Source organism: Flavobacterium sp. SM2513, from assembly GCF_050908145.1.
Taxonomy (GTDB): Bacteria; Bacteroidota; Bacteroidia; order Flavobacteriales; family Flavobacteriaceae; genus Flavobacterium.
On record NZ_CP194228.1, the window covers coordinates 891,798 to 909,177 of the forward strand.

Consider the following 17,380-nt stretch of genomic DNA (forward strand, 5'->3'; position numbering starts at 1 on the left):
TCAAAAATTATTTATATATAATTAATGTTTATTTTAGTAGCCAAATTTAGCCTTTAAGGCAAAATCAAAATACAATGCAAATCAATTTCAAAAAGAGAATTATACTTCCTGTTGTTGCAGCTGGAGTGTTTTTTATAGGAACAAGTTTCAAGGATGATTTCTTTGAAATTGCCAAACAAATCGAAATTTTCACGGAAGTGTTCAAGACAGTCAACATGAATTATGTGGACCAAACGAATCCGGGTCAAATGATGGATACCGCCATAAAAACGATGTTGGCCGATTTGGACCCGTACACCAATTATTTTAACGAGCAAGATGTTGTTAAATTCAAAATCAACGCTACTGGAGAATACACCGGAATTGGTGCTCAAATTTCTCGAAAAGACGGTAAATTAATCATTAAAGAACCGTACAAAAATTATCCAGCAGACAAAGCAGGTTTAAAAGCAGGTGACGAAATTATTCAAATTGGCGAAGTGAATTTAATTGATTTCAAAGAAGATGCTTCACAATTATTGAAAGGCGGAAAGAATGCTAAAATTTCAGTGAAATATAAAAGACAAGGAAAGATTGCGACAACTGAAATTGTTTTAGAAGAAGTGGAAATAAAGGCAATTCCGTTTTTTGGAAAGGTGGATGATAAAACGGGTTATATCGTACTTTCACAGTTCAACAGAAAAGCATCTTCAGAAACAAAAGCTGCTTTGGAAAGTTTGAAAAAAGACGGTGTTGAGCGTATTATTCTGGATTTAAGAGGAAATCCGGGTGGTTTGCTGCACGAAGCAGTTAATATTTGCAATTTATTCGTGCCAAAAAACGAAATTATTGTAACTACAAAATCTAAAATTGAGCAACATAACAATTCCTATAAAACTAGTTTTGAAGCCGTTGATTTAGAAATTCCATTGGTCATTTTGGTAGACGGAAAAAGTGCTTCTGCATCTGAAATTGTTGCTGGAGCTTTACAAGATCTAGACCGTGCGGTAGTAATTGGTAGCCGAAGTTTTGGAAAAGGTTTGGTACAACGACCAATTGATTTGGTTTACGGAACACAAGTAAAAGTTACGATTTCAAGATATTACACGCCTTCGGGCCGTTGTATTCAGTCGTTAGATTATGGTCATAAAGATGCTAGTGGAAAAGCAATAAGAACGGATGCCAAAAATTATAACGCGTTTAAAACTAGAAAAGGACGAACTGTTTACGACGGAGGTGGAATTTTGCCAGACGTAGTTTTGGAAGAAACAAAATTAAGTTCTATTTCAGAAGCTTTGCAACAAAATGATGCCATTTTTAATTTTGCAACCGATTATTATTACCGAAATCCTTCGGTTGGAGAAAAAATTCCAACATTGACAGATGCAGATTATGCGGCATTCAAACAATTTCTTAAGAAAGAAGATTTTTCGTTGGATACTGAAACTCAAAAAGCACTGAAAAAAGCATTTGAATTGGCCCAAAAAGAAGGAATTGATGAATCCATAAAAGCTGAATACAATCAATTAACAGCTGCGGTTCAGAAAAGTGAAGACATTCAAATTAATAAGTACCAAAAGGAAATTAAAAATTTGATGCTAGACGAACTTATTTTGCGTTATCAATACCGTGAAGGATTGTATAAATACTACATCAAAAGCAATTCAGAAATCAAAAAAGCAACAGGAATATTGAATAATCCTTTGGAATACAATAAAATACTTTTAAAATAATGTTACGTTTTTTAAAATATTTACCGCTACTTTTTATTGGCATTCTTCATGCTCAAGAAGAAGTCGTGCATTCTGTTTATTTTCAATTTGATAAGTTTAGTTTGAAACCTGAACAGCTAAAAGATGTTGTAAATTTTATTCGAACTTCAGATTCAACACGTATAGAAACCATCGAAATTTTTGGTTATTGTGACGACCGAGGGAAAGACGCTTATAATTTTGTGCTTTCGCAAAAAAGAGCCAACACTATTCAACAAGAATTCATCAAAAACGGCATTAAAAATAAAGTAATTGTAACCATAGAAGGCAAAGGCAGAATTATGATTGACGATGATGTTGTGGAAAACATTCCTGAAGTGCGGTCAAAAAACCGCCGTGTTGACGTAGTTTTAAATCTAAAACCGTTACCAAAAATTCAATTGCCTGGTTATTACAATACGATTCAAAAAAACCACGTAGTTGGCGACCATATATATTTAGATAATTTACTTTTCGACCGAGGAAGTAGTGTTTTGACTTATAAATCAAAAGCAGATTTAACTAAAATAGCCAGACTTTTACTGCGAAATAAAAACATACAATTTGAAATTCAAGGACACGTTTGTTGTACACCGTCTTACCATAAAGAAGCGATTGACCGTCATACTGGAAAGAGAAAATTATCGCACAATCGGGCTGAATCTGTTTATAAATATTTGCTTTTAAAGAAAGTTCCCAAAAGCCGAATGACCTTTAAAGGCTACGGAAATACCGTTCCACTTGGAAAAGGTACTGAATATGATAGAAGAGTTGAATTAGTGATTACGAAGGTTTAAATAGGAAATAATTCGATATCAATAAATAAAATCTTAACTTTACTAAAAACAAGAATGTTATGACGACACTCACTCTAAAAAACTATCTAGTTTCAAAAATTAACAGCATTGAGGATGATTCCGTTTTAGTAAAGATAAAAACTATAATCGACCAAAATGAGGAAGTTTATATTCTTTCTGATTCTCAAATACGAAAGGTTGAAAAGTCTCGAAATCAAATAGAGAATGGAAATTTTTTAACTCAAAAGGAAATGGATAAAAAAGTAGAAGAATGGCTAAACGTAAAGTAATTTGGTCTGCTGATTCTTCTATGGATATGATCGAAATCATGGAGTTCTATAACAATCGAAATAAAAGTAAAGAGTATAGTCAAAAACTTTATAAAAAAATCCAATTGAAGTTACAGACACTAGACTTTTCAATAGCTCTACCTCAAAAAACATCTGATAAAAAGCTGTTTTACTTTACATTAAAACACATTTTTGTAGGTTTTGATATCATCAACACTGATTTAAATGTACTTCTTGTAATTGACGACCGAAGAAGTCCTGAACTTGTAAAAAAGATAATATCAGCTCTTTAATAGAAAACTACAACCGTAACATCTCAATATGCGGAATATCATCTTCTAAGTACATTTCGCTTACTTGCTGAAATCCGTTTGTTTCGTAAAACTTCTTCAAATATAATTGTGCCGAAATCGTTATGGCTTGCTTTCCAAAAGCAGTTTCAATTCCTGAAATAGCTTCTTGCATCAAATTATGACCCCATTTTTTTGCTCTGAAATCTTCTGAGATTGCTACTCTTCCAATGGAAGCATTTTTAAAATAGTCATTAGCTTTGAAAAGTCGGGAATATGCCACGATTTTACCATCAATTGCTCCAAGAAGATGCAATGCTTTTTCATCCTTGCCGTCAATGTCTCGGTAAACGCAATTTTGCTCCACCACAAAGACTTCACTTCGCAATTGCAGTAGTTGATAAAGTTCTGAGATAGTAAGTTCGTTAAAACGCTTTATTTTGAATTTTAATTCCATTATAATTTTATAAAAATTTCACTGATTTGATTATCGCTTCTAATTCCATCATTAAATCGCGCTTGGAGGTTGATGGAGCATAACAAAACCCTTCAATAACTAAGAATTCCTTTTTTTCTCGATTCATTATCGCATAATTGATAAATGATCCTGACATATAATCGCCTTTGAGTTCCCAAGTCCCTTTGGTTTCATAAGCTCTTTTTTTGTCTATGACGGTTATGTCAAAATAAGGCGCATACGATTCTTCGGTAATCATGCTTGTGTTTTTGTTTTTTCCGCTAATGTACTTTGAACCTATATTATCCCGCATCGAAATAATGTTACTTACAATATTATCGTCTTTAAGTAAGGTTTTAAACGGCACTTTATAAATCAAAATACTCGTGTTTCCGCTCAAAATTTCTTTTTTTAACCAAATGAAATTCGGTTTTTCCATTACATATTGAAACGTTTCAGGAACATCCAGCAAAACTTTGAATTTCCTTTGAATTTTTTCGTCACTTAGTAGTTGTTTTCTTATTAAGTCTTGATTGCGGTTAATTTCGGTTTCCCTAAAAATATTGACTAATGAATCACCGTTTTGCTCAATGAAGTTGACGATTTCAGAAATAGATTTCCCTGAAATAACTACTAAGTTCTGCGGATTCATGTACTTATTGTGAACTAGTCTGTAACTACTTTTTTCTTCTTTTTTAATTAAAATTAAATTGGTGTTTGAATTTTTATGCGTGTCAAATAATTTTACAGGAAATTGCTGGATTGTAAAAAGCGGTTCTTCCTGCGGTAGTCCATCGACCGATGCTGCAAATTTTTTCCGTAAGCTATCCCCTATTTCCCCACTCCATAATTGGTCATTTACGGCAATGGCAAGTGAATTAATTTGACAACTCGTCTGTGGTTTATCTTCCGTTTTTTCTTTACACGAATAAAAAACTATGCTAACTACCACAAGAAAATAGGGCAAAAACAAACTTTTTACTTTTTTAGAAATCGTATATTTTAAACACTTTGTTGCCATAAATAATACTGTAAAAATAAATTCCTTAAATGGATAAACCAAATAAGGAATTTAAAATTTATTTTGAATCTATTATTTTAAAAATTAACTGCTAATTTTTAATTTCATCCCCGGTTTCAATTCGTTTCCATTGATTCCGTTCCATTTCTTAATATCTGCTACAGTAACACCTGGATACTTTTTCGCAATTTTAATTAAAGAATCGCCTTTCTGAACTAAATAAAGTGCATTTCGCTCAGAAGCTGCAATTGAATTTTTAACGTCAGATAAAACTAGGATTTTTTTACCAATTTGAACATTGTTGTCTTTTAGCTCATTCCACTCCTGAAGTGAAGCTACAGATACATTATACTTTTTAGCAATTTTCCCTAAATTGTCTCCTTTTTCTACCGTATAGCTCAAGAAATTTTTTCGGTCAATTTCAGTTTTTGCACTTGCAATTTCGTCCGATTTTAAAATTTTCAATTTACTATCTAACTTTACATTGGTGTCTTCTAAATTGTTCAACTCCTTCAACTCAGCAATAGAAATATTAAATTTTCGTGCTATCGATGATAAGTTATCACCTTTTTGAACAATATAAACAGATGCTTCATCAATTTTAATTTCACCATCAGCATCAGGAGAAGTTACTTCGATTTTTGCAATTGCCGTCTCTTCCTCTTTTTCAACAACTGGTGGAACCACTTTTGGCGTAGGAACTGATTCTTTAAAAGTAGAAACTATTTTAAGTTTCGCACCATAATTAATCATATTACTCCGTAAATTATTCCATTTTTTCAAATCGGCTACGGAAACATCGTATTTATTTGAAATTAATCCCAAACTTTCACCTCGACGAACCGTATGGTAATTTGTTTTCGAAGAATATTTTGAATTAGAAGAGCTATCGTTTGAAGCCACTCGCGAGTTTGTCACATAATGAGGCATTTCAATTTTTGCACGTTCATTTTCAACATAGGCATAAATTTTATCTTCATTTGATGTGAAAATAGCAATTTTTTCTTTTGGCAATCTTAGAAAATGAGGCTTATTTGGGTAAAAAGGCACCACGTTCATTTTATAAGCTGGATTCAATAATTGAATTTGAGGAACGGGAACATTTAACAATTCAGCGATTTGCTTGAAACTCATTTCTTTTTTAACCATCACCGTATCAGTTTCAAAATGCTTGATTATAGCACGGTTAGGAACAATTCCGTGTTCTTTATGGTATTCATAAATATACATTGTAGCTAAAAAAGCGGGAACATATCCTTGCGTTTCTTTTGGCAAATACTTTCTGATATTCCAGTAATTTTGTTGTCCTCCTGAACGTCTGATTGCTTTTGCAACATTTCCAGCTCCAGAATTGTAGGAAGCTAAAACCAGTTCCCAATCACCAAAAATGCGGTACATATTGGTCATATACTGAGTCGCCGCTTTACTTGATTTTAAGGGGTCACTTCGTTCGTCAACATACGAATCTACTTCCAGATTATATTCTTTACCTGTTTGATACATAAACTGCCACAAACCAGTGGCTCCCATTCGTGAAACCGCTTTTGGATTCAATGCTGATTCTACAATTGACAAATATTTGATTTCTAAAGGAACGTTCTGTTTCGCTAAAGACTCTTCAAACATTGGGAAATAGTATTCAGAAATCGCCATCAATCGCTCAAATGACCTTTTTCTGTTTTTCAAAAAGGATTTAATCACATTTTCAAGAGCCGGGTTGTATTGAATATTGAACGGAGATTTTGCATCCATTTCTTTCAACCGTTTCTTCAATAATTCAGTAGAAAGTTCATAATCTACTTCTTTATCGATATCCATTGTTGCAATATCATTTGCTAATTCTGGGAAAATATCTTGGTTGGTTAATTCCTGCATCCACAAACTGTCTACACAAGCAGCAATTTCATCGTGAACAAAACTCGCTTTTATAGAGTCAAGATAGGAAAGTTTTACAATAGGCTGTTCAATTTGGGACGAAACTGAATCTTGCGAAAAAATAGTGCCCGATATCATGATAGCGGAAGCTAGTACTAAATTTCTTGTATTCATTTATATATTTTTAGTTAGCACTTTCAACAACAATCAAGCCATTAGAAGTGGTGAAATTTATTTTATAATACGTCAAAATCTAACTTAAAGTTATTAAGTTAGATTTTGACGTCATGCAAACATAATAATCTTATAACAAAATCATTATATCCTATAACTTAAATTTTTTATAAATATTATATTAACAAGTCAATTTAGTCCAGAATTGCAGCAATTCCAGGCAAAGATTTTCCTTCTAACATTTCTAACATTGCACCACCACCCGTAGAAACATAGCTCATTTGGTTTTCCAAATTGAATTGTTTTACAGCAGCTACAGAATCGCCACCGCCTACTAGAGAAAACGCTCCGTTTTGAGTTGCTTCTGAAATATAGTTTCCTAATTCAATCGTTCCATTAGCAAATTTTTCCATTTCAAAAACGCCTAAAGGTCCATTCCAAAGAATTGTTTTTGATTCTAAAATAACTTTTTTAATTTCAGCTAGTGATTTTGGTCCAGCGTCTAAACCTTGCCAACCATCAGGAATTTCGTTAACAGGTACAACTTGTGTTTCTGCATCTTTTGAAAATGCATTTGCAGCAACAACATCAACTGGCAAAAGTACTTTTACGCCTTTTTCTTTGGCAATTTTCAAAATCTCTAAGGCTAATTCTTGTTTGTCATCTTCACAAATTGAATCACCAATTTTTCCACCTTGCGCTTTAATGAAGGTAAAAGTCATTCCACCACCAATAATTAAATTATCAATTTTATCTAAAATATTTTCAATAACTGTAATTTTTGAAGAAACTTTTGAACCACCTAAAACAGCAGTTACTGGTTTTTTAGAATCTTTCAAAACCTTATTCAAACTCTCTATTTCAGCAGCTAATAATTTTCCGAAACATTTAGCGTCAGGAAAAAATTGTGCAATAATTGTGGTTGAAGCATGAGCTCTATGTGCGGTTCCGAAAGCATCATTTACATAAATATCACCTAGCCAAGCTAATTCTTCAGCAAATTCTACATCACCCGCTTCTTCTTCCGCATAAAAACGTAAGTTTTCGAGTAACAGAATTTCTCCTGCTTGTAAATTATTTGCAGCGTCTTGTGCGATTTCTCCTCGACAATCAGCAGCAAATTTCACTTCTTTTCCTAGAATTTCTGAAACCTTTGGAACAATATGTTTTAACGAATATTTTTCTTCTTTTCCTTTTGGACGACCTAAATGCGACATCAAAATTACACTTCCTCCATCCGCTAAAATTGCATCAATTGTAGGTTTTGCCGCTTGAATTCGGGTTGCATCTGTTACATTAAATTCCGCATCTAAAGGAACATTGAAATCTACACGAACCAATGCTTTTTTGTTTTTAAAATTGAAGTCTTTAAGTGTTTTCATTTTGTATGTGTTTTAGTTTGAATAAAAAAACAAATATATGATTTTTGTTGCATTTGTAAATTTACTTGCATAAAAATGCAAACTTTTAAGTAATAAAAAAACCGTACAAAATAAATTGTACGGTTTAGATTATATAATTAAGTTGATTGGTTTTGAATTTGAATTATTGGAATGGCGTAAATCAATAAATTATGTATGGCGTGTTATCGTTATATCCGATTGTAAATTGATTAACACCTTTTGATAAATCATAGGACTCTATCATGATTTCGTTGACGATTTCAGATTTTTTAAAAAAATCAATTACTTTTAACTGTACCGTTATTCCTTGTTTTAAATTATTTTCACTTAATATATAGCCTGATTTTTCAAAAGTGTTGAAATTCCTAAAATCATCTTCAAAACTAACCACGACTTTTTTATTCTTCCAGTTAAATATGGGACTTTTAGTAAATAATAATTGACTTTCGTTATTCAAAAGTTCAGCAGGAGATTTGCCAAATTTATTTTCATAATTAATCGAACAACCATTAATAAAAATGGTCACAAAAATTACTAAAAATAAGGACTTAATTACATTAGACTTTTTCATGGTTTCTAAATGATTACTTTTGATGTTATAAATTTACAACGCTTTATGCATAGAAAAACTCCCTACAAATGGGTATTTTTCACCAAATTCAATTAAAATGGATTATTTAACACATTTATAATGAAAACAGAAAAGGAAAAGATGCTTTTAGGAGAAAATTACTCTGCAACTACAAAAGAATTGATTTTTGACCGAATTAAAACAAAGAAAATATTGCATAAAATCAATGTTTCCGAATATTGGATGAATAAAAATACGCGGAAGTTGATTGCTGAGTTACTTCCAAACTCCAAAAATGTCGTTCATATTGAACCTCCTTTTCATTGCGATTATGGCTATAATATTGAATGTGGCGAAAATGTTTTTTTTAATGTCAATTGCGTAGTTTTGGATTCAATGAAGGTGAAAATTGGTTCGAATGTTATGTTTGGACCAAGCGTTCATATTTATACGGCTACACATCCTTTAGATAAAATCGAACGTCGCGATTTTGAAAGTGCAAAACCGGTAACTATTGGGGATGATTGTTGGATTGGTGGTCAAGTAGTCATTTGTCCGGGAGTCATAATTGGTTCTGGGAGTGTCATTGGAGCGGGTTCAGTGGTTACAAAAGATATTCCCGAAGATACTTTAGCGGTTGGAAATCCCGCAAAAATAGTTAGGAAACTCAACGGAAATCAAGAGTTGTAATTTTAAGCAACGAAATGTTTCGATTTTAACCTATTTAAATATCTTTGTCAAATGCAATTTTCAGATATTATTGGCCAGGAACACCTCAAAAATCACCTTACTAAAAGTGCTGATTTAGGAAGAATTCCGCATGCTCAACTTTTTGTAGGTCCAGAAGGATCGGGTACTTTGGCTACAGCAATCGCTTATGCACAATATATTTTATGTAAAAATTCAGCTGGCGAAAATAGCAGTGGAAATGAAAGTTGCAACATCAAATTCAAGAGTTTTACACATCCTGATTTGCATTTTGTTTATCCCACGGTAACTACGACAGAGGTGAAATCGAAACCTAAAAGTGTCGATTTTATTTTTGATTGGCGTGAATTTTTAAAGCAAAACCCGTACGGTAGTTTATTTGATTGGCTCCATTTTCTTGAAGCAGGAAACAAACAAGGAGAAATTCGGGTAGATGATGCTCAAGAAATTGTGAGGTTACTTTCGTTAAAATCTTTCGAAGGTGGTTATAAAATCATGATTATTTGGATGGCGGACAAAATGAATATTGCTGCATCCAATAAATTGTTGAAATTGCTTGAAGAACCAACAGATAAAACCTTATTTTTACTAGTTGCCGAAAATGAAGAAGATATTATTCAAACAATTTTATCACGATGTCAATTGTTGCATTTCAACGCTTTAAATGAAAATAATATTGCAGAGAAGTTGTTAATTGACTATAATATTGAAGAGCGAGAATCTAAAAAAATAGCACATCAAGCTCAAAGAAATTTTAATAAAGCATTGAAAATTTTAAATTCAAATGGCGAAGATGATGAATTTGAACAATGGTTTGTAGAATGGGTTCGGGCGGCTTTTCGTGCAAAAGGAAATGCAAGTGCCATCAGTGATTTGATTCGTTGGAGCGAAACTATTGCTGGAATTGGTCGCGAAACTCAAAAAAAGTTTTTAAATTATTGTATTGAAATGTTTCGTCAGGCCTTACTAATCAACTATCAAACGACCAGTTTGGTTTATATGGAACCAAAAGTTGCTAAATTTAAATTGGAAAACTTCGCTCCTTTTGTAAACGGGAACAATATAGACGCTATTTTTGCTGAACTTTCCGATGCTATTTATCACATTGAACGAAACGGAAATGCCAAAATTATTCTCACAGATTTATCTATAAAACTCACACGTTTAATTCACAAAAAATAAAATTATGATTACAAGTAACATCCCTTTTATCCTAGTTTTGCTTTTATTAGCGGCAACTTTCATTCAATCCGGTTACGATAAAACGATGTATTGGCAAGATAATTTGTCTTGGTTGAAAGGGCATTTTTCAAAAACGCCTATTAAAAATATAGTTCCTGCTTCGCTATTTATCATTTTGGTTTTAGAATTAATTTCGGGAATTCTATGTTTAGCGGGAATTTTGCAACTAATAATGAACAACCAACGCACTTTTGGCTTTTACGGTGCAGTTATGAGTTGTATTACCTTGATTTTGTTACTAGTTGGACAACGAATGGCAAAAGAATATGAAGGTGCAAAAACAATTGTTATTTACTTTATTCCTGCTATTATTGCATGTTATTGGTTGAGTTAATTTAAACTCGATTCAAATACGCTTTGTACATTTTCAATTCATCCCAAGAATATTCCGTACCGTGTTTTTCTTTTAAAGGATTCAGTGATTCCTCTTTGTAACCGTAAAACGCTTTTTCTAATTTTTCAAGAAGCAACGACGGTAAAACATCTTTAATATCTATTTTTCCGGCTTCTATAAGTTTGGCAATATGTCCGGCAATTGTTTGTTTAGTTAGTTTTCGAGCAATAGCAATGGCTTCAATTGAACTGTGTTCCAACCACATTTCATGAGTTTCTTCAAAGGTGTTTTTCTTCAGAATGTTCTTCTCTTTTTTAGTAGAACTATAGCGATTTTCGTCGATTTGTTCTTCAACTAAAGTGCCTCTTTGTTGTTTGAAATCTTCTTTAACCGCTTGTAAAATAGTTCCTTTATAGGTTTTAATTTCATAAGAAGTTAAATTATCTTTATTAATTAATTGACCAGAAAGTACCACAACGATTAATTTTTGCGCTTTCATTAAACCCAGAACCGTTTTGACTTGAATGTTTTCCAATTCGGTTAATTCCGTATAAAATCCTTTCGCTTTTTTAAGTCGAATTACTTCTTCCATTTTAAACAATAAATCATACACCATTTGGTCTAAAACCGGCATGAAATAATTATAAGCGGCTGTAAAACGTTCTTGTAAAAAATCTAAATCGACTTTTGGTTGATTGAAAATAAAATGCAATTGGCTGATAAATTTTTGCGAATGCGGCACAATTTTATCCAATGCATCGTACTGTTTTTTCGCCCAAACTGCATGAAGCGATTGAGTAGACCGACTTTCATCATTTTTGTAAGAATACAAATGATTTCGCCATTCTTGCAGTAAATTTTCCCATTCGAATGTGGTGATTAATGATTTGTAAAGGAAATTTTGCGTGTCAAGTTGCAATTCGTGAGCTAGTTTTTCATCCGAACATTTATTTTCGGCATATTGCATGACATCTTTATCGTTAGAAAAGCCATTTAAAGTAAGCGGAGATAGCAAAATAAGCCCTTTTAAAGACCTTAATCGCGAAAGTGCAACATAAGCTTGTCCAGGCATAAAAACTTGCGAAACATCAATTGCAGCTTTATCAAAAGTCAATCCTTGGCTTTTATGAACTGTAATTGCCCAAGCAAGTTTTAACGGAAATTGTGTAAACGTTCCCAAAACTTCTTCTTCAATTTCCTTAGAAGTTTCATTTACTGAATATCGAATATTTTTCCATTCAAAACGTTCGACTTCAATTACCTTTTTCTCTTCAGGAAATTCGACTAAAACTTCATTTTTAGAAACTGATTTTACGATTCCCATTTTACCATTGAAAAAGTTTTTTTCGGCTGAAGAGTCATTTTTTACAAACATGACTTGAGCTCCTTTTTTCAATTTTAAATCAGATTCAATTGGATAAATTTTATCAGGGAAATCATCAACTACATCTGCTCTTAAAATAACTTCGCTACCCACTAAATCAGACAAAGCTTCCTTATTTATAACGTCAACTTTATGATTATGTGTAGTTAACATAATGTAGCCTTCATTCTTTTTGGTGTCAAAATCAAGCTGAACGTATTTATTTAACTCATCTCGTTGCTTTTCCGAAATAGTATTATTCCGCAAACTTTCGAGTAAGTCAATAAATATATCATCATCTTGACGAAAAATTTTAGAAAGTTCTAAGTACAAGGGTGGATTTTGCTGTACTACATGAGAATGAAAGAAGAACTTTCCGTTGTAATAATTTCGTAAAACATTCCATTCATCGTCTTTAATAACCGGCGGTAATTGAAGTAAATCGCCAATAAAAAGCACTTGAATTCCACCAAAAGACACTTTCTTTTTCCGAACCGATTGCATCATAAAATCCATCGCATCCAAAACATCTGGACGTAACATACTGACTTCATCAATAATCAACAATTCCATGTTTTGAATAACCGCTTTCTTAACGCCACTCATTCTAAAATGCCGACCGAGTGTTTTTTTAGTTTCAAATTTGAGGTTATTTGAAAAGTCATTTTGGTAAATCGAATCGGGAATAAAACCTCCAAAAGGCAATTGAAACATCGAATGAATCGTAACACCTCCTGCATTTAATGCGGCAATACCTGTTGGTGCAACTACCACAACGTTTTTATGCGTTGTTTCTAAAATTTTTTTTAGCAAAGTAGTTTTACCCGTACCCGCTTTTCCGGTAAGAAATACAGAACGATTTGTTTGATTGACAAACTTAAGTACATAATCAGCGGTGGTAGAAACGTTATCCATTTGGCTTCGAGATAATTAATAAATGTGATGAGAACTTTTCAAATTTACAAAAAAATTCAATCCAAAAAAAAACCTTCCGATAAGGAAGGTTTGATTTATTTAAAGAATAATTATTTTTTAGTTTCTTCGTCTTTAGTTTCTGTAGCTGCCTCTTTTTTACCCTCTTTTGAATACTTATCGTTCAACAATTGAATCACTTCTTTCGTGATGTCGTACTGATCTTTCGCGTATAGAACGGTCGCAGCATCTCCAGTTCCGTAGATATAATCGTATCCTTTTTCTTTACCGTAATCCTTAACGAATGCTTTCACATTTTTTACTAAACTATCCATTTCTGTAGCACCATCCATCTGTAATTTCTGACTCACACTTTGTGCCGCATATTGCAAACGTTGTTGTCTTTGTTCTAGTTCAGCATTTTTTTGTTGAGCCCAAGCTTGTCCATTTGCCTGTGCATTTTTTTGAAAGTTGGCTACTTCAGCTTTAAAATTTGCTTCTTCTACTTCGAACTTTTTGGCTTCAGCTTCTGATTTACTTTTAAATTTAGCTTCTAAATCTTTAGACTCCGTATATTCTTCCATTAATTTAGCAGTATCTACATAAGCGGTTTTCAATTCAGAGGAAGAAGTTGCAGTTTGCTCTTTGTTGCAAGAAATAATTGAAACAGCAAGAGCGATAATCAAAAGTGATTTTTTCATTTTATAAATGTGAAAGTTAATTTTTTAAATTGGATGTCAAAAGTACTAAAATTTACCGTTATAGAAAAAAATAATATTTTTTCTTCTGAAAAACTAATAATAGGCTTTTACTATTAATATTTGAATTTCAATAAGTTTATGCAAAAAAAACGGCTTCTTTAAATTCCATTTAAGGCAAAATCAAAAAATAGCCAATACAACATCTGTTTCAACCTCTAAAACATCATTAAAACGACTTATTTCGATTTTTTGTCATTTTTTAGGATGTAAATAAGTGAAGAATATTGAAAATGCTTCTTCGCTTTGTAATTTGACCTTAGGCCAACATAAATTGCATTGAAGAAATTCATATATCCCCTCTTATAATTTTCTGAAAGTAAACTTACATAAAACGCATCCCATTTCATAGGAATCATCTCAACCACCTTCATATGTTTCTCTTGAAACAAAAGTTTTATCGATTTTTTTGAGAAATGCCATAAGTGTCGAGGCACATCAAAAGCTGCCCAAAATCGTTTGTAGTATTTCGCATCAAATGAACGGAAGTTGGGTACAGCAATAACAATTACGCCATCGGGTTTTAAAACTCGTTTTAATTCTTTAATTTGTTCATCCAAATCATAAACATGTTCCAAAACATGCCACATCGTAATGACGTCAAATGAATTATTTGGTAAACTCTGAATATTTTCTGCGAAAGAAATTCCTTTTTCAGTTGCCATATTTCGAGCACCAAGATTAGGTTCAATACCTGTAACGGTCCACTTATTCTTTTGTGCCAAATCTAAAAAGTGACCGGTTCCTGCACCAATATCTAATAAACTTCCTTTTTCAACTTGAAAATGCTGAATGATATTCAACTTGTTTTTTAAGGTAAAACCTCTTACAATTTGATACAAAAAGCTAAATAAACCTTTCTTTTTATTTGAATGTGAAATATAATCTTCGCTTTCATAATATTTAGAAAGCTCTTCTTGACTAGGCTTTGGAAATGTAATTAACATGTCATATTTTACATCGCGATACAAGCCGAATGTTTCTTTGGAAACGGTGTAATCTCTAACCGTTAAATATATTTTTTTGGCATTATCTATCATTACTGAAATAGTCTTCTTTTAAATTTTTTAAGTACTTTATAACGATATTTTGATACAGCGAATCATCGTTCAAACAGTCTTCATTTTTATTATTAGTTACAGAAAGCACAATGAAATCGGATTGATTTCCCAATTTTGATGCATCCGGTATTTGATTTTTCAATACAAAATCAGAAGTATTTATATATTTTTCCATTTCATCTGTATCGTATACGTGCAATGTGAATTGGTCTTCATTTATGGTGAATGGAATTTCTCGCTGGTTAAGCGTTTGCAAATTGTATAGATTAATAAGAAATTGTTGAAAGGGCAAAATCTTTTTATTATTCTCAAATACAAAAGCGGTTAAACCTTTATTACCTAAAATCTCTTTTGCATTCGGAACTAAAACATAATCGTCAATTGTGTATTGTGGTTTATGAATTCCGCAACTAATTGAAATGACAACTAGAAACATAATTACAGCTATCCTACTAAACACAAGTCTTAACGGAGTTGTTCCACGTGAAACGTTCATCTTATCTTCCCATATAAATTAGCAACACCGAAATATCACTTGGTGAAACACCACTAATTCGTGACGCTTGAGAGATAGTCACAGGACGAATTTTAGACAACTTCTGTTTTGCTTCTATCGACATTGATTTGATTTTCTCATAGTCGAAGTTTTCAGGAATTTTGACATCTTCTAACCTTGTAAGTTTATCCGCGTTGTTTCTTTCCTTTTCAATATAACCTGAGTATTTTACTTGAATTTCCGCTTGCTCCAAAATTTCTTGGTCCACATTTGCATTAGCTACGTATTCCTTAACTTTTTCAAATTTCATTACATCCGCTAAATCAATTTGAGGACGAGAAAAAATCTTAAACATTTTATCCGATTGCGAAACTAAAGCACTTCCCTTTTCTTCTAAAACTGGATTTGCTTCCCCAATACTTACACTCGTTTCTTTGAAAAAGTCTACCAATTTTTGAGATTCATTGAATTTATGCTCCATTCTACGAAGTCGTTTTTCAGAAGCCAAACCAATTTTAAATCCTTTCGGAGTTAATCGTTCATCGGCATTATCCTGTCTCAATAACGTTCTATATTCCGCTCGCGAAGTAAACATTCGATACGGTTCTTCTGTCCCTTTTGTGATTAAATCATCGATTAAAACGCCAATATAGGCTTCGTCACGTTTCAAAATCAACGGTTCTTTTTCATTAATTTTTAAATGCGCATTAATCCCAGCCATCAAACCTTGTGAAGCCGCTTCTTCATAACCTGTAGTACCGTTGATTTGTCCGGCAAAATACAACCCTTCTACTAACTTCGTTTCAAGCGTATGTTTTAGTTGTGTTGGTGGAAAATAATCATATTCGATAGCATATCCCGGCCGGAAAAATTTGACTTTTTCAAAACCAGCAACAGATTTCAATGCTTTGTATTGAATATCTTCTGGCAGAGAAGTTGAAAAACCATTTACATATACCTCACACGTTTTCCAACCTTCCGGTTCAATAAAAAGTTGATGTCTTTCTTTATCTGCAAAACGATTAATTTTATCTTCAATAGATGGACAATAGCGTGGGCCCATACTCTGGATTCTTCCATTGAACATTGGCGACCGGTCAAAACCTTCCCTCAAAATATCATGGACATCCAAAGAAGTATACGTCATGTGGCAAGAACGTTGATGTACCAATGGTTTTGTCACATCCGAATAAGAGAATTTGTCCGGCTTTGCATCACCTAATTCTTCATTCATTTTGGTATAATCCAAAGAACGTCCATCCACACGAGGAGGTGTTCCTGTTTTCATTCTCCCCGATTCGAAACCTGCTTTCACTAAATCTTCAGTGATTCCGTAAGCCGCACTTTCTCCAGCTCTACCTCCACCAAATTGTTTTTCTCCAATATGAATCAATCCATTCAAGAAAGTTCCATTGGTTAAAATAACCGCTTTCGAACGAATTTCAGTCCCAAGCGATGTACGGATTCCTTTTACAACACCATTTTCAATAATCAATCCTTTGACCATTTCTTGATAAAAGTCAAGATTCGGTGTTCCTTCCAACATCATACGCCATTCTTCTGCAAAACGCATTCGGTCACTTTGTACTCTCGGCGACCACATCGCTGGACCTTTTGACTTATTCAACATCTTAAATTGAATCGCCGTATTATCAGAAACAATACCTGAATAGCCCCCCAAAGCATCAATTTCACGAACAATCTGTCCTTTTGCAATTCCGCCCATGGCAGGATTACAAGACATTTGCGCAATGTTTTGCAAACTCATTGTAACCAATAAAGTTTTGGAACCCATATTTGCAGCAGCGGCAGCGGCCTCTGAACCGGCATGTCCGGCTCCAACAACAATCACATCATAAATCTCTTCAAACATCTATATATTTTCTATAGTTTTAAAT

The 17,380-nt window shown here is 33.0% G+C and carries 17 protein-coding genes; 7 read left to right on the top strand and 10 right to left on the bottom strand.

The genetic code is table 11. The annotated features are described in order from the left end of the window. Positions 1-74 precede the first annotated feature (74 nt). The 4 genes from ACQ5J2_RS03470 to ACQ5J2_RS03485 are packed head-to-tail and all read left to right on the top strand — an operon-like array spanning position 75 to position 3,110. On the top strand, positions 75-1,712 hold the full coding sequence (locus ACQ5J2_RS03470; RefSeq protein ID WP_432672340.1) for a S41 family peptidase: 1,638 nt from the start codon (positions 75-77) through the stop codon (positions 1,710-1,712). Further along, positions 1,712-2,527, top strand: coding sequence for an OmpA family protein (locus tag ACQ5J2_RS03475; RefSeq protein WP_432672342.1), 816 nt, complete (start codon positions 1,712-1,714; stop codon positions 2,525-2,527). Before ACQ5J2_RS03470 ends, ACQ5J2_RS03475 begins: the two co-directional genes overlap by 1 nt. Positions 2,528-2,586: 59 nt before the next feature. Next, complete coding sequence (locus ACQ5J2_RS03480) at positions 2,587-2,817, top strand: hypothetical protein (protein WP_432672344.1); 231 nt, start codon at positions 2,587-2,589, stop codon at positions 2,815-2,817. Continuing rightward, entirely contained in the window at positions 2,799-3,110 is a 312-nt protein-coding gene (locus ACQ5J2_RS03485) for a hypothetical protein (RefSeq protein WP_432672346.1), read from the top strand. Before ACQ5J2_RS03480 ends, ACQ5J2_RS03485 begins: the two co-directional genes overlap by 19 nt. Positions 3,111-3,117: 7 nt before the next feature. Here the strand turns inward: ACQ5J2_RS03485 and ACQ5J2_RS03490 are convergent, their stop codons facing one another. The 5 genes from ACQ5J2_RS03490 to ACQ5J2_RS03510 form a co-directional block, all read right to left on the bottom strand. Then, positions 3,118-3,564 (bottom strand): GNAT family N-acetyltransferase, encoded by a 447-nt coding sequence (locus ACQ5J2_RS03490; protein ID WP_432672348.1) that lies wholly within the window; start codon positions 3,562-3,564, stop codon positions 3,118-3,120. 7 nt (positions 3,565-3,571) lie between these two features. Beyond that, positions 3,572-4,585, bottom strand: a complete 1,014-nt coding sequence (locus tag ACQ5J2_RS03495) for a DUF4837 family protein (protein WP_432672349.1) — start codon at positions 4,583-4,585, stop codon at positions 3,572-3,574. A gap of 84 nt (positions 4,586-4,669) precedes the next feature. Then, positions 4,670-6,634: a LysM peptidoglycan-binding domain-containing protein gene (locus ACQ5J2_RS03500; protein ID WP_432672350.1), complete on the bottom strand. Its 1,965-nt coding sequence runs from the start codon at positions 6,632-6,634 to the stop codon at positions 4,670-4,672. Positions 6,635-6,828: 194 nt separating this feature from the next. Further along, complete coding sequence (locus ACQ5J2_RS03505) at positions 6,829-8,016, bottom strand: phosphoglycerate kinase (RefSeq protein ID WP_432672351.1); 1,188 nt, start codon at positions 8,014-8,016, stop codon at positions 6,829-6,831. Positions 8,017-8,197: 181 nt separating this feature from the next. Then, complete coding sequence (locus tag ACQ5J2_RS03510) at positions 8,198-8,608, bottom strand: hypothetical protein (protein ID WP_432672352.1); 411 nt, start codon at positions 8,606-8,608, stop codon at positions 8,198-8,200. Between the two features lie 120 nt (positions 8,609-8,728). Between ACQ5J2_RS03510 and ACQ5J2_RS03515 the strand changes: the two genes are divergently transcribed. Genes ACQ5J2_RS03515 through ACQ5J2_RS03525 form a run of 3 tightly spaced genes read left to right on the top strand, consistent with a single transcriptional unit; the run spans position 8,729 to position 10,892 of the window. Beyond that, a complete protein-coding gene (locus ACQ5J2_RS03515; protein ID WP_432672353.1) occupies positions 8,729-9,298 on the top strand; it encodes a sugar O-acetyltransferase in 570 nt (189 codons plus the stop codon). A gap of 51 nt (positions 9,299-9,349) precedes the next feature. Continuing rightward, positions 9,350-10,498, top strand: a complete 1,149-nt coding sequence (locus tag ACQ5J2_RS03520) for an ATP-binding protein (protein ID WP_432672354.1) — start codon at positions 9,350-9,352, stop codon at positions 10,496-10,498. 4 nt (positions 10,499-10,502) lie between these two features. Beyond that, a complete protein-coding gene (locus ACQ5J2_RS03525; protein ID WP_432672355.1) occupies positions 10,503-10,892 on the top strand; it encodes a DoxX family protein in 390 nt (129 codons plus the stop codon). 1 nt (position 10,893) lies between these two features. Here the strand turns inward: ACQ5J2_RS03525 and ACQ5J2_RS03530 are convergent, their stop codons facing one another. The 5 genes from ACQ5J2_RS03530 to mnmG all read right to left on the bottom strand — a co-directional run bounded on the left by ACQ5J2_RS03530 (position 10,894) and on the right by mnmG (position 17,355). Then, positions 10,894-13,170 (bottom strand): helix-turn-helix domain-containing protein, encoded by a 2,277-nt coding sequence (locus ACQ5J2_RS03530; RefSeq protein WP_432672356.1) that lies wholly within the window; start codon positions 13,168-13,170, stop codon positions 10,894-10,896. Between the two features lie 110 nt (positions 13,171-13,280). Further along, on the bottom strand, positions 13,281-13,868 hold the full coding sequence (locus ACQ5J2_RS03535) for an OmpH family outer membrane protein (protein WP_432672357.1): 588 nt from the start codon (positions 13,866-13,868) through the stop codon (positions 13,281-13,283). 236 nt (positions 13,869-14,104) lie between these two features. Continuing rightward, complete coding sequence (locus tag ACQ5J2_RS03540) at positions 14,105-14,965, bottom strand: class I SAM-dependent methyltransferase (RefSeq protein WP_432672358.1); 861 nt, start codon at positions 14,963-14,965, stop codon at positions 14,105-14,107. After that, on the bottom strand, positions 14,955-15,482 hold the full coding sequence (locus ACQ5J2_RS03545; RefSeq protein ID WP_432672359.1) for a hypothetical protein: 528 nt from the start codon (positions 15,480-15,482) through the stop codon (positions 14,955-14,957). Before ACQ5J2_RS03545 ends, ACQ5J2_RS03540 begins: the two co-directional genes overlap by 11 nt. A gap of 1 nt (position 15,483) precedes the next feature. Then, entirely contained in the window at positions 15,484-17,355 is a 1,872-nt protein-coding gene (gene mnmG / locus ACQ5J2_RS03550) for a tRNA uridine-5-carboxymethylaminomethyl(34) synthesis enzyme MnmG (protein ID WP_432672360.1), read from the bottom strand. Positions 17,356-17,380 lie beyond the last annotated feature (25 nt).

Bases quoted from the DNA above. Each gene is read 5' to 3' on its own strand.
- ACQ5J2_RS03470 (WP_432672340.1), top strand. From the start codon at position 75: ATGCAAATCAATTTCAAAAAGAGAATTATACTTCCTGTTGTTGCAGCT.
- ACQ5J2_RS03475 (WP_432672342.1), top strand. From the start codon at position 1,712: ATGTTACGTTTTTTAAAATATTTACCGCTACTTTTTATTGGCATTCTT.
- ACQ5J2_RS03480 (WP_432672344.1), top strand. From the start codon at position 2,587: ATGACGACACTCACTCTAAAAAACTATCTAGTTTCAAAAATTAACAGC.
- ACQ5J2_RS03485 (WP_432672346.1), top strand. From the start codon at position 2,799: ATGGCTAAACGTAAAGTAATTTGGTCTGCTGATTCTTCTATGGATATG.
- ACQ5J2_RS03490 (WP_432672348.1), bottom strand. From the start codon at position 3,564: ATGGAATTAAAATTCAAAATAAAGCGTTTTAACGAACTTACTATCTCA.
- ACQ5J2_RS03495 (WP_432672349.1), bottom strand. From the start codon at position 4,585: ATGGCAACAAAGTGTTTAAAATATACGATTTCTAAAAAAGTAAAAAGT.
- ACQ5J2_RS03500 (WP_432672350.1), bottom strand. From the start codon at position 6,634: ATGAATACAAGAAATTTAGTACTAGCTTCCGCTATCATGATATCGGGC.
- ACQ5J2_RS03505 (WP_432672351.1), bottom strand. From the start codon at position 8,016: ATGAAAACACTTAAAGACTTCAATTTTAAAAACAAAAAAGCATTGGTT.
- ACQ5J2_RS03510 (WP_432672352.1), bottom strand. From the start codon at position 8,608: ATGAAAAAGTCTAATGTAATTAAGTCCTTATTTTTAGTAATTTTTGTG.
- ACQ5J2_RS03515 (WP_432672353.1), top strand. From the start codon at position 8,729: ATGAAAACAGAAAAGGAAAAGATGCTTTTAGGAGAAAATTACTCTGCA.
- ACQ5J2_RS03520 (WP_432672354.1), top strand. From the start codon at position 9,350: ATGCAATTTTCAGATATTATTGGCCAGGAACACCTCAAAAATCACCTT.
- ACQ5J2_RS03525 (WP_432672355.1), top strand. From the start codon at position 10,503: ATGATTACAAGTAACATCCCTTTTATCCTAGTTTTGCTTTTATTAGCG.
- ACQ5J2_RS03530 (WP_432672356.1), bottom strand. From the start codon at position 13,170: ATGGATAACGTTTCTACCACCGCTGATTATGTACTTAAGTTTGTCAAT.
- ACQ5J2_RS03535 (WP_432672357.1), bottom strand. From the start codon at position 13,868: ATGAAAAAATCACTTTTGATTATCGCTCTTGCTGTTTCAATTATTTCT.
- ACQ5J2_RS03540 (WP_432672358.1), bottom strand. From the start codon at position 14,965: ATGATAGATAATGCCAAAAAAATATATTTAACGGTTAGAGATTACACC.
- ACQ5J2_RS03545 (WP_432672359.1), bottom strand. From the start codon at position 15,482: ATGAACGTTTCACGTGGAACAACTCCGTTAAGACTTGTGTTTAGTAGG.
- mnmG (WP_432672360.1), bottom strand. From the start codon at position 17,355: ATGTTTGAAGAGATTTATGATGTGATTGTTGTTGGAGCCGGACATGCC.